The following is an 11,789-nucleotide window of genomic DNA, read 5'->3' as shown; positions in this document are numbered from 1 at the left end:
TCAAATATTAGTAGTTTAGGTTTATGTAATACAGTAATTATAAACTGTATTTTTTGTGCCATTCCTTTAGAAAGCTCTTGAATTTTCTTATCCCACCAATCGCCTATCTCTAAGCGCTCAAACCATATTTTTAAACGTTTTTTTGCTTCGGTTTTACTTAAACCTTTTAATTGAGCGAGATAAAGTACTTGCTCTCCAACTTTCATAGATTTATACAAACCACGTTCTTCTGGTAAATAACCTATATTTTGAATATGATAAGGCGCTAGGGATTCTCCATCTAACAAAACAGCCCCAGAGTCTGCTACGGTGATCTGATTAATTATTCTTATTAATGTAGTTTTACCTGCTCCATTAGGGCCTAAAAGACCAAATATCTGACCTTTTTCTATTTCTAAAGAAACTTTGTTTAACGCTACATAATCTCCAAAACTTTTAGAAACTTGATTTACCTGAAGTAATTTACTCATTTAATCTTGAAATTATATGGTAAATATAAAGTTATAAAGAGCAATACCGAAAGGTTTAGTATTATTTTAATAAAGTACTATAAAAAAAAACAAAACCCACCCTTAAAATAAATTAAGGATGGGAAAAAATTGCTATGAAAAAGAAAAATTACCATTAGAATAAACTAATGATATATCAAATATACCATTTTTTTGTAAACTAAAAATACAATAAGTGTAAAATGTTAAACAAAAACCGAATGATTTTAGTTATTTAACCGATTATGCAAACATATCTTTTACTTTTTCGAAAAATGATTTATCTGAACCTTCGGGTTTAGGAGAAAAATGCTCATCTTCTCTCATAGATTCAAAAAAGTGCTTTTGTTCTTTGTTTAAGGTTTTTGGAGTCCACACATTAACATGAACTAACAAATCTCCTTTTCCGTAACCATTAATGCTTGGAATTCCTTTTCCTCGTAAACGTAAAATTTTACCAGACTGCATACCTGGTTCTATCTTAATTCTAACTTTTCCTGTAACCGTTTCTATATCTTGAGAAGCGCCCAAAATTGCATCAGGTAAACTTACATATAAGTCATAATGTAAATTATCGCCTTCTCGTTGTAACTTAGGATGATCTTCTTCTTGAATAACAACTAATAAATCTCCTGAAATACCATTTCCTGGAGCAGCATTACCTTTTCCAGACACCTTTAATTGCATACCATCTACAACTCCTGCTGGTATTTTTACTGCAACTGTTTCTTCTTCTGCAATTAAACCTTGTGCATCAGCATTTGATGGCTTCTTATCTATAGTTTGTCCAGAGCCTTGACACGTATGGCAAGCTGCTGCGGTTTGCATGCGTCCTAAAATAGTATTTGTTATTTTAGTAACTTGTCCTGCTCCATTACAAGTTGAACAAGTTTTATAAGTTGTTCCGCTTGCTTGAACTTTACGCTTAACTTTTAACTTCTTTTCTACACCATTAGCAATTTCTTCTAAAGTAAGCGTAACACGAATTCTAAGATTACTTCCTTTAACTGTTCGTTGACGTTGTCCGCCACCAAATCCAGAAAAACCACCGCCGCCAAAAATATCGCCAAACTGACTAAATATGTCATCCATATTCATTCCACCGCCACCAAAACCACCACCTTGTCCACCTTCGAATGCTTGATGTCCATATTGGTCGTAACGTGCTTTTTTGTTGTCATCGCTTAATATCTCATAAGCTTCAGCTGCTTCTTTAAATTTTTCTTCTGCAGATGTGTCATCTGGATTTTTATCCGGATGAAATTCTATGGCTTTCTTACGATAACCTTTTTTAATCTCTGCTGCAGTTGCATTTTTTTGAAGACCTAATACCTCGTAATAATCTTTTTTCATTTTATATAAATATTAGTGTCTGTTTATTGACCGATTACAACCTTAGGAAATCGAATAACTTTATCTCCCAACTTATATCCTTTTTCAATAACATCAATAACTTTACCTTTCATGTCATCTGTTGGCGCAGGAATTTGTGTAATTGCCTCATGATTATCCGCATTAAAAGTATCTCCAGCTCTAACATCTATAGCTAACAATCCTTTTTGCTCTAAAGCTTTAAGTAATTTTTGATAAATTAACACCACGCCTTTTCTTAATTCTTCAGCTTCTTTGTCATCTTCAATATGAGTTAAAGCACGCTCAAAATCGTCTAAAACCGGTAACATAGATACCATTACGTCTTGACTTGCTGTTTTAAATAACTCTATACGCTCTTTAGATGTACGCTTTTTATAATTCTCAAACTCTGCAAATAATCGCAAGAATTTATCTTTTTCTTGATCAACTTCTGCTTGTAGTTTTTCTTCAACAGACAATTCTATTTCTTCTTCTACAGCTTCTGTTTCTATTGTTTCCGCTTCATTTTGAGCTGTATTAACTTGCTCTTCTACTACGTTATTTTCTTCTTTATCTTGACTCATCACTAATTTATGATTAAATACTATTGATTACGAATTGGCAAAAGTACTGCCATTATTATTAAAATGTCAAAATGTCACGCAAAACATTAAGTTTATTTTTAGAAAAACAGAATATTAAATCAGTAGTTTTACAATTAACTGAATAATTTAAATATAATATGAAAAAAACGATATTAAAAGGGTTTACAATTATAGCTTTAGGATTAGTTGTTACATCATGTAAAAATGACACCAAAACTAGCGAAATAACTGAAGCTGAAATTATTAATAGCACAAATCAAACAGAAAGCTACAAAGTTGATGACAACTCTTTATTAGTCTGGAAAGCAAATAAAATAATTGGTGGACACGAAGGCACATTTAACGTAGCTGGAGGAACAGTAAATATTAAAGATAATACTTTGGTTGACGGGAATTTCAATTTTAATATTGGATCCCTAAAATGCACCGACATACCTGAAGAATCTGAAGGAAATAGTAATTTAGTTAACCACTTGTTAAATGAAGACTTTTTTGATGTTGTAAAATTCCCAACTGCCAAGTTTGAAATAACCAAAGTTGAAGGTTCTAGAATAAGCGGAAACTTAACTTTAAAAGAGATAACAAAAAACATATCCTTTGACGTTAAAGTTGTTGTTAGCAACAATACTGTAACCATTACAAGTGATACATTTACAATTGACAGAACTGAATGGAACATTAGTCATAACTCAGGAAAAATTATGGATGCCGCTAAATTAGGCGACTACTTAATTAAAGATGATGTAGAATTAAAAATTAATGTAACAGCTAATAAAGCCTAACTACCATTTTTTTGTAAAAAAGCCCAACTTAAATAATAAGTTGGGCTTTTTTTAAATTTTAGATTGTTCTTATTTTAACAGGTTTTCTAACGCAGGTTTAATACAATAGTATTTAAACTGATAACCTAAATCTTCAATCTTTTTAGAATTCACGCGCTGACTTTCAAATAGCAAAATGTGCATTTCTCCCAAAATTAATTTCATCACGAATTTTGGTATATTTGGCAAAAACAAAGATCTTTTTAAAAGCTTAGCTAATTGTTTTGTTAACTCTTTATTTGTTATAGGGTTTGGTGCAACTGCATTAAAAACACCTTTTAATCTATTATTAAGAATATACATAAAGATTCCCGCCACATCTGTTTTGTGAATCCAAGATTGCCATTGTTTCCCACTACCAAAAGCTGAACCTAAACCAAATTTAATAGGATTAACTATTTTTGGTAATGCACCTTCTTCTACATCTAAAACCAAACCTACTCTAACCTTAGACACTTTTATATCTAATTTAGTAAATTGATTAGCTGATTTTTCCCATTCCGAAACTACTTGCCCTAAAAAAGAAGTACTTTTTTCTTTAGTATTTTCTGAATAGAAATTTATTAAAGAATGCGGATAAATTCCAATAGCACTTGCAGAAATAAATTGCTCAACCTGATGTGATTGGTTTTTCAAAAGATTAAATAATATAGAAGCAGACTCTACTCTACTTTTTAGGATATTAATTTTATTCTTATCCGTCCAACGTTGCGCAATACTTGCTCCTGCTAAATGAATAATAGTAGTTACACCTTCTAAACAACTTATATCAATTTCATTTTTAGAAGGATTCCAATAAAATCCCTGATAGTTTTTTTTAGAAACTATCTTAGCTTTTGAAGTCGTTAAATAATGTACAGAATATTTTTGTTCAAAGCATTGCTTAACAATTTCTTTTCCAACTAATCCTGTGGCGCCAGTTATTAAGACTTTTATCATATTTTTTTATTATAAAAATACAATCATAAATCAGTTTAAAGTCTTATATTAAGTTAGGTTTAACAATTTTGTTTAAAGTTTTGTAGCTCTTAAAATGTGTCTTTTACTTGGTGGACCAGCTAAACGTTGCAAATCAAAACCAACTGCTCTTAAAGCATTTTTTACAATTCCTTTAGAACAATATGTAACTAAAATTCCGTTAGTATTTAAAAGACTAAACATTTTTTCGAATACAGATACAGACCATAATTCAGGTTGATCTTTTGGTCCAAAAGCATCAAAATAAATAATATCAAATTTTTCTTCTAAATCTATATTTCCTAATGACTTATTTATTTTTTTTAGTTGAAATTCTTTTGATATTTCAGAATATTCTTCCCATTTAGAAGTGTGCATATTTTGAAACAAATTGGCAGTATTTTCAGAATTTAAAATTTTAGGGTAATCTAGTTCAGAAATCAACTTAACATCAATTGGGTATTTTTCAATACCACAATAGTTAATCGAAATATTATGCTCTAAGCCATATAATAAAGTATTGTATGCATTTAGACCTGAACCAAAACCCATTTCTAAAATAGAAACCGATTTTACATCTAACTTTTTAACATAGAAATCTATGCCTTCTTGTATAAATATAAAATCGGATTCTTGCTTTGCGCCAAATGTTGAATGATAATGAGCCCCAATTGTTGGATGAACTAATGTATTGGATCCATCATCTGTTACAACAATTTTGGGATTTATAACCATTACTGTTTTAATAAAACGCCATCTGCAAGTAACGAATACGTCTTTTCTGTATCTACAATTGCAGCAATTTCTTCTTTAGTCTTACCAGCATCTTCTGCATAATGTCTTAATTCATCTACAGGCATAACATTTACAAAAGCTTTTCCATTTACAACAACTTCTTTCCCTTTAATATCTTTAGGCATAAAGAAACCATAGTCTTTAAATTTTACTCTAGCAGTTTGATCTTCTCCTAAATCTAAAACCATCCAACAACCTTTTGATTGACAAACATCTAAAACTTTTGCTGTTATTTTAGTATCTAAAGTATCTCCTTCTTTTAAGACTTTATAATGAGACAACATAGAAGAAACCTCAATAGCATCATCTGATATAATTTTCTCTCCAAAAGATTTATATGTTTCGTTTTTACAACCTAAAAACAGTGCTAAAAACACTACAACTGCATATTTCATAATTATAAGTTTTATTTAATGGTAAATTTACTGTTTTTTATTAAAATATTAAGGTTTTCGCATTTCAAAAATTGTATTTTTGCAAAAGATTAAAAAAACAAGTAAATTAAATTATGAGTAAATTAAATATAGTACCAGTTAACCAATCTAAAATTGACACTGTTAATTTTAACGATTTACCATTTGGTACCGTATTTTCCGATCATATGTTTAGCTGTGATTTTAAAGATGGTAAATGGCAAAATCCTACTATTTCTAAATATGAACCTTTAACTTTAGATCCTTCTGCTAGAGTTTTTCATTATGGTCAAGCTGTTTTTGAAGGTATGAAAGCTTTCAAAGACGAAAATGATGCAATTTTCTTATTTAGACCTGAAGACAACTTTGAACGAATTAACAAATCTGCACATAGATTAGCTATGCCAGAATTCCCTAAAGAATTCTTTTTTGAAGGCTTAGAGGAATTATTATTATTAGAAAAAGAATGGATTAAAAAAGGCGCTGGAAACTCTTTATATATTAGACCTTTTGTTATTGCTACTCAAGGTGCCATTTCTGCTTCGCCTTCAGAAGAATATAAATTTATGATTATTTGCTCTCCTGCACGTTCTTATTATGCTGGAGAAGTTAGAGTTATTATTGCTGAAGATTACAGTCGTTCTGCCGATGGTGGCGTTGGTTTTGCAAAAGCTGCTGGAAATTATGCTGCTCAGTTTTACCCAACAAGCTTAGCTCATAAAGAAGGTTACCAACAAATTATTTGGACCGATGCTAAATCTCACGAATATTTAGAAGAAGCAGGAACTATGAATGTTTTCTTTAGAATTAATGATAAACTTGTAACTGCTCCAACTAACGATAGAATTTTAGATGGAATTACACGTAAATGTCTAATTCAGTTAGCTAAAGACAATAATATAGATGTTGAAGTGAGACGTGTCTCTGTTGCAGAAATTAAAGAAGCAGCAAAAAACGGAAGTTTAAAAGAAATTTTTGGTTCTGGAACTGCTGCTGTTATTAATCCAATTTTAGGATTTAAACATTCGGACTTTAAACACGAATTGCCTGTAATGAAAGATAGCTATGCTACTTTCTTCAAGAAAACACTAAACGATATTCAGTATAACATTACCGAGGACAAACACAATTGGAGACATAAGGTCTCAAAATAATTAAAACTTAAAACGCCTCTAAAAATATTTTTAGAGGCATTTTTTATTAGTGCTCTTTTTATTATCAAAAAAATTAGGTCTCGACTGTGCTCGACCTGACAATTCTAAATTATTCCTAAGACTCTAAAATACTTTTAATATTTGGCTTAAAGTAATTTGGTCCTTTTAGAACCTTTCCGTCTTCTCTGTAGATTGGCTCTCCATTTTCTCCAAGCTTACTCATATTACTTTTTTGAATTTCGTTAAAAACATCTTCTATTTTATGTTGTAATCCGTGTTCTATAATAGTTCCACATAATATATAAAGCATATCGCCTAAAGCATCTGCAACCTCAACTAAATCGTTGTTTTGTGCAGCTTCCATATATTCTTCGTTTTCTTCTTTCATTAAATCAAAACGCAAAGTGTTTTTTGCTTTACCTAAATCTGCTTTTGGTGTTTCTCTATGTCCAATTTTAAATGCGGTATGAAATGCTTTAACGGCTTCTATTTTATCTTTCATATTAGTAACGTAATAATTTAATGTTGATTTTTAATTGTTTATTTTTGAAAGATAATAACTTTTATAGAATTTTATGTTTAGTACAGGTCAAATTACGTTCGGAATAATTTTCGCCATAGTATTTGCTATTATTATTGCTGTTATGTACAGAAAAGATTTAAAGCTCCATAAACAAAACTACAAAGGAACATTATGGGTTTTGTTAGCCTTTATAGGTTTTATAGGCTTAATAGCTGCCATTAAATTTGTTTTCAAATAAACCCTTCTTATTTCCTTAAAATGAAAAACGTTTTATTAGTATTTTTAGGTGGCGGATTTGGAAGCGCTTTGCGTTATTTAATTAGTAAAACCATAAACACAGTGCAATTTCCTTACGGAACATTTCTAGTAAATTGTTTAGGTTGCTTATTTATTGGTTTAATATTAGGCTATACATTAAAATCTAATACGTTATCTCAAAATTACACTTTATTACTGGCTACAGGATTTTGTGGCGGTTTTACAACATTTTCAAGCTTTGCATTTGAAAATCAAACATTTTTAAAATCTGGAGACTTCACCAGTTTTGCGATTTATACTATTCTTAGTGTTCTAATTGGTTTTACTGCCGTGTTTCTTGGATTATACATATCTAAGTCTATTTAGCAACTACTTCTTTTTAAACATTTTTACGCCAGCTTCAACTTTTAAATCTAACGTGTTTTCTATTGGAACTACTGGACAAGAATACTTATAATTATAAGCGCAATAAGGATTAAATGCTTTATTAAAATCTATACTTAATGTGTTACCTTTCGGAACACTTAATTCTATATAACGTCCGCCACCATAAGTAGTTTCGCCATTTGTATTATCTATAAAAGGCAAAAACAAATAATCTTCAAAACCTTTTTCGTTTAACAGATCTTCATTTTGATAAACGTTTAGTTCATATGGTTTTCCAAATAATTCAAAAGACAAAATAGCATAAACTCTATACAGCGGTTTCCTATCTGTAGATGTTGGCATTTCAAAATACTCGCTATTTGGTTGTAAAGTTATTTTTGCTTCAACATTATAATCAGCATTAAATTTATAGAAATCTAACTGTTTAAAGGATTTTAAATCTTTTGTAGTTAACGGCGATTCAGATGCATCTTTAAATTTTGCGTTTTGTTCTTTTTGATAATCTGTTTCGCCCAACAAAGGTTCTTTTTGTTGTGCACAACTTAGAGACACAAAAAGAACTATAATCGATATAATGATGTATTTCATAGTAAAAATGATATTTAATTGTAAAAGTATAATTAAAATGTATTAGGTTTACACAAATTATTACAAATAATGCTAATTAGACAAACATATTGCACCAAAGTTTCAAAACCTTTTTTTAAGGATTGGATTAGCTATATGTTTATGTAATATCTCTATTAAATAAATCAATTTAGAAAAGTCCAACCTTAGTGTTGGACTTTTTATATTTATACATCTACCAGAATTAATAATTATGAAAAAATTATTTACTAATTATATAAATACTTTCTCTGGACTTTCTAAAGAAGTTTGGTGGCTTGCCTTGGTTACTTTTATTAACCGAGCAGGAACAATGATAATTCCTTTCTTATCACTTTACTTAAAAGAAGATTTAGAATTCTCAACTAACAACATTGCTTGGATTATGAGTTGTTTTGGAATTGGATCTGTTGCTGGAACTTGGATTGGAGGAAAACTAACAGATAAAATTGGCTACTACAAAGTTATGGTAGGAAGCCTATTTTTAACAGGTTTACTATTTATTGGAATGCAATATTTAAAAACCTTTGAAGAGTTTTGTATTGGAATTATTTTAATTATGACTGTTGCGGACACGTTTAGACCTGCAATGTTTGTTGCTATGAATACTTACAGTAAACCTGAAAATAAAACACGAAGTGTTACTCTAATTCGATTAGCAATAAACCTTGGGTTTTCTGCTGGTCCAGCTGTTGGTGGTTTTATAATTGCTACAATGGGATATTCTGGGTTGTTTTGGGTTGATGGTGTTACATGTATTATTGCAACCATAGTTTTATTTAAAGTTTTAAATCCTAAAAAAACAGTTATACAAGATGATTTAAGTGTTAAAAACTCAAATTCAGTTTATTCTAACAAACCTTTTATGATTTTATTTTTCTCTATGTTAGTTTTTGCAGTGGTGTTTTTTCAATATTTCTCTGCAATGCCTCTATATTATGATGAAATCCATTTTTTAACTAAACCAGAAATTGGGCTAATATTAGGCGCAAATGGCTTTATTATTTTTCTATTAGAAATGCCAACAATTAGTTGGTTAGAAAAAAAGAAATACAACAAAGCGTATTTAGTTATGTTTGGTGCTTTACTAACTGGTTTAAGTTTTATAGTACTTAACATTACTAGTTGGTCTGGAATTTTAATTATTGGAATGTTATTTATGACAATTGGTGAAATGATTGCATTTCCTTTTGCAAACTCTATTGCAATGGATTTGTCTAAAGGTGAAAATCAAGGTGAGTATATGGCAATGTATGTTATGGCTTTTTCCATAGCAAGTGTATTTGGGTTTAATGCTGGACTACAGCTTATAGATGAAATTGGTTATAATGGCACTTGGTATATTATGACTGAATTAGCAATAACTTGCGTATTGTTGTTATATATATTACATCGTTTTTTAAAGCAAAAAAACAGCGCTTAATTAAAACCAAACACTGTTTTCTTTTTTTTGTGATTTAGCTATAATTATTCTAAAATTGAGAATTCTATCGCCGAATCATTAAAAACCGAATGTGTTTGGGTTTTAAAGTCCTCAGATTTAGCTTTATATATATTTGGCACAAAGGTTTGTGGGTTCAAATCAATTAATGGAAACCAAGTACTTTGTATTTGAACTTGCAATTTGTGTCCTTTCTTTATGGTATGATAAACGTCTTGTAGCTTTATATTAACTGCTGTTTTTGTATTAGACTCAAAAGGTTCTGGTAATTCAAAACTATTTCTAAAACGTCCACGCATTACTTCACTTCTTACCATCATATGATAGTTACTTAACTTTAAGTGATCTTGCATACCTTCTTCTTGTTCATCAATTTCGTTAGGATGAACATCTATTATTTTTACAATCCAATCTGCAGCAGTTCCTGTTGTGGCAACTTTTAACTTTGCCATAATATCACCAGCTAAAGTTAAATCCTCTTCCAATATTTCGGTTTCAAATACTAAAACATCAGGTCTTCTTGCAGAAAAACGCTGATCATCTGTCATATATTTTCTTGGCGTAAAAACTGTTTTAATATCTTCAGAATACGGTACTGGATGTTTTAAATCACTTATAAATGTTGCTTTTGTTTCTCCTTTTTTATCTTTTGATAAGTCTTGACTCGCATTTAAAAACATTTTTTGTTTTGAAACATTTTTTGGTGGCCAAACATCATAACTACTCCATTTTTTTCTGCCAGAATCATAAACGTAAGCCTCTGGTAATCCAGAATTCTTATCACCTTTTCCTTTTAAGAAATGATTAAAAAATTTAGTTTCAACATGTTTTTGAAAATTTAGAGATATTGAATCTCCAAAATAATAATTACCTACATAATTTTTAATATCAGTTCTTGCCCAACGTCCATGGTCCCAAGGACCAAAAACTAAAGTATTATAATTATTAGGATTATGTTTTTCAATAGCTTTATACGTTTCTAACGGACCATATAAGTCTTCAGCATCAAAAAAACCACCAACTACCATTGTTGCTACAGTTGGTTTTATATTTTTTAAATTCTGAATTAAACCTTTAGGCTTCCATAAACTATCGTAATTAGGGTGATCTACAATTTCTTCCCAAAAGAAGTCATCTACTGTATTCGAATTATCTATTCTTGTATCATCTGCTTTTTCGTACTTAAAATACTTATTTAAGTTACTTAATGGACCTGCATCTAAAAAGAACTGATATTGATCTTTTGTTTTAAAATCTGGAAACTTATACCAGGCAGAATCTATTGGTGAAGACTTTGGAGTTCCAAACAATGAAACAGCTTTAAAATAACTTAAAAGAAAAGCACCATTATGATGAAAATCATCAAAAAAGAAATCTCCAATACACGCTTGAGGCGATGCTGCTTTTAATGCTGGATGAGCATCTATTGTTGAATATGTAGCATAATAACCTGGATATGAAATTCCCCAAGCACCAACATTTCCATTATTGTTTTTTACATTTTTAACTAACCAGTCTATAGTATCATAAGTATCTGTTGATTCGTCTATCTGTGAATTATCTGTTTTATTAGGAATATAAGCACGCATATTATCGTAAACACCTTCACTCATCCATCTACCACGAACATCTTGATAAACAATAATATTACCTTCTTTCATTAAATATGAATTAGGTCCTATTTTTTGTTTGTACTTTTCTTTACCATAAGGTTTACAACTATATGGAGTTCGCATCATTAAAATTGGGTACGACTTACTTGTATCTTTTGGTGAATAAATAGTGGTGTGCAATTTTATGCCATCTCTCATTACTATTGACACTTCTTTTTTACTGTAATTATCTTTAACATAAGTTGTGTCTTTAATTACACTTTTAGAATTTGCGCCATTTACTTTATGTGGTTGATCTTTACAGGATAAAAGACATATAATTAAAAATATAGTTAGATAGTTTTTCATAGTATTTATTTTGATTGGCTTAAGTTA

General features: G+C 30.0%; 13 protein-coding genes. 4 read left to right on the top strand and 9 right to left on the bottom strand.

The annotated features are described in order from the left end of the window. From ACFDSN_RS06085 to ACFDSN_RS06075, 3 genes are all read right to left on the bottom strand, one after another. The coding region (locus ACFDSN_RS06085) for an ABC transporter ATP-binding protein (RefSeq protein WP_375238950.1) at nt 1-470 on the bottom strand (470 nt) is incomplete at its 3' end. A gap of 261 nt (nt 471-731) precedes the next feature. Beyond that, nucleotides 732-1,841, bottom strand: coding sequence for a molecular chaperone DnaJ (gene dnaJ, locus ACFDSN_RS06080; protein WP_375238949.1), 1,110 nt, complete (start codon nt 1,839-1,841; stop codon nt 732-734). 23 nt (nt 1,842-1,864) lie between these two features. Then, nucleotides 1,865-2,425: a nucleotide exchange factor GrpE gene (locus tag ACFDSN_RS06075; protein WP_375238948.1), complete on the bottom strand. Its 561-nt coding sequence runs from the start codon at nt 2,423-2,425 to the stop codon at nt 1,865-1,867. A gap of 158 nt (nt 2,426-2,583) precedes the next feature. Here ACFDSN_RS06075 and ACFDSN_RS06070 point away from each other — a divergent pair, with 158 nt between their 5' ends. Next, nucleotides 2,584-3,228 (top strand): YceI family protein, encoded by a 645-nt coding sequence (locus ACFDSN_RS06070; RefSeq protein ID WP_375238947.1) that lies wholly within the window; start codon nt 2,584-2,586, stop codon nt 3,226-3,228. A gap of 69 nt (nt 3,229-3,297) precedes the next feature. Here ACFDSN_RS06070 and ACFDSN_RS06065 read toward each other — a convergent pair whose 3' ends face one another. From ACFDSN_RS06065 to ACFDSN_RS06055, 3 genes are all read right to left on the bottom strand, one after another. Then, nucleotides 3,298-4,206 carry a TIGR01777 family oxidoreductase gene (locus tag ACFDSN_RS06065; RefSeq protein WP_375238946.1) on the bottom strand — a complete coding sequence of 303 codons (909 nt, stop codon included), beginning with the start codon at nt 4,204-4,206 and terminating at the stop codon, nt 3,298-3,300. 72 nt (nt 4,207-4,278) lie between these two features. Beyond that, nucleotides 4,279-4,959: a tRNA (5-methylaminomethyl-2-thiouridine)(34)-methyltransferase MnmD gene (gene mnmD / locus ACFDSN_RS06060; protein WP_375238945.1), complete on the bottom strand. Its 681-nt coding sequence runs from the start codon at nt 4,957-4,959 to the stop codon at nt 4,279-4,281. Further along, a complete protein-coding gene (locus ACFDSN_RS06055) occupies nt 4,959-5,414 on the bottom strand; it encodes a DUF4920 domain-containing protein (RefSeq protein WP_375238944.1) in 456 nt (151 codons plus the stop codon). The genes mnmD and ACFDSN_RS06055 overlap by 1 nt, the downstream gene beginning before the upstream one ends. A 113-nt stretch (nt 5,415-5,527) precedes the next feature. On the opposite strand from ACFDSN_RS06055, the gene ACFDSN_RS06050 reads away from it, so the two are divergent. Continuing rightward, nucleotides 5,528-6,586, top strand: coding sequence for a branched-chain amino acid aminotransferase (locus tag ACFDSN_RS06050; protein WP_375238943.1), 1,059 nt, complete (start codon nt 5,528-5,530; stop codon nt 6,584-6,586). 115 nt (nt 6,587-6,701) lie between these two features. On the opposite strand, the gene ACFDSN_RS06045 is transcribed toward ACFDSN_RS06050, so the two are convergent. Beyond that, entirely contained in the window at nt 6,702-7,088 is a 387-nt protein-coding gene (locus tag ACFDSN_RS06045) for a hypothetical protein (protein ID WP_375238942.1), read from the bottom strand. A gap of 279 nt (nt 7,089-7,367) precedes the next feature. On the opposite strand from ACFDSN_RS06045, the gene crcB reads away from it, so the two are divergent. Next, the gene (crcB, locus tag ACFDSN_RS06040; RefSeq protein WP_375238941.1) at nt 7,368-7,733 is read left to right on the top strand and encodes a fluoride efflux transporter CrcB; all 366 of its coding nucleotides are present in this window, start codon (nt 7,368-7,370) and stop codon (nt 7,731-7,733) included. Between the two features lie 3 nt (nt 7,734-7,736). Here the strand turns inward: crcB and ACFDSN_RS06035 are convergent, their stop codons facing one another. Further along, a complete protein-coding gene (locus ACFDSN_RS06035) occupies nt 7,737-8,342 on the bottom strand; it encodes a DUF1684 domain-containing protein (RefSeq protein ID WP_375238940.1) in 606 nt (201 codons plus the stop codon). 232 nt (nt 8,343-8,574) lie between these two features. Here ACFDSN_RS06035 and ACFDSN_RS06030 point away from each other — a divergent pair, with 232 nt between their 5' ends. Then, nucleotides 8,575-9,783, top strand: coding sequence for an MFS transporter (locus ACFDSN_RS06030; protein WP_375238939.1), 1,209 nt, complete (start codon nt 8,575-8,577; stop codon nt 9,781-9,783). A 44-nt stretch (nt 9,784-9,827) separates the two neighbouring features. On the opposite strand, the gene ACFDSN_RS06025 is transcribed toward ACFDSN_RS06030, so the two are convergent. After that, complete coding sequence (locus tag ACFDSN_RS06025; RefSeq protein WP_375238938.1) at nt 9,828-11,762, bottom strand: CocE/NonD family hydrolase; 1,935 nt, start codon at nt 11,760-11,762, stop codon at nt 9,828-9,830. Between the last annotated feature and the right edge of the window lie 27 nt (nt 11,763-11,789).

Source organism: Aurantibacter sp., assembly GCF_042094015.1.
Classification (GTDB): domain Bacteria; phylum Bacteroidota; class Bacteroidia; order Flavobacteriales; family Flavobacteriaceae; genus Aurantibacter.
The sequence above is the reverse complement of the archived record's forward strand: the minus strand, read 5'-3'. Positions and strand labels throughout refer to the sequence as shown.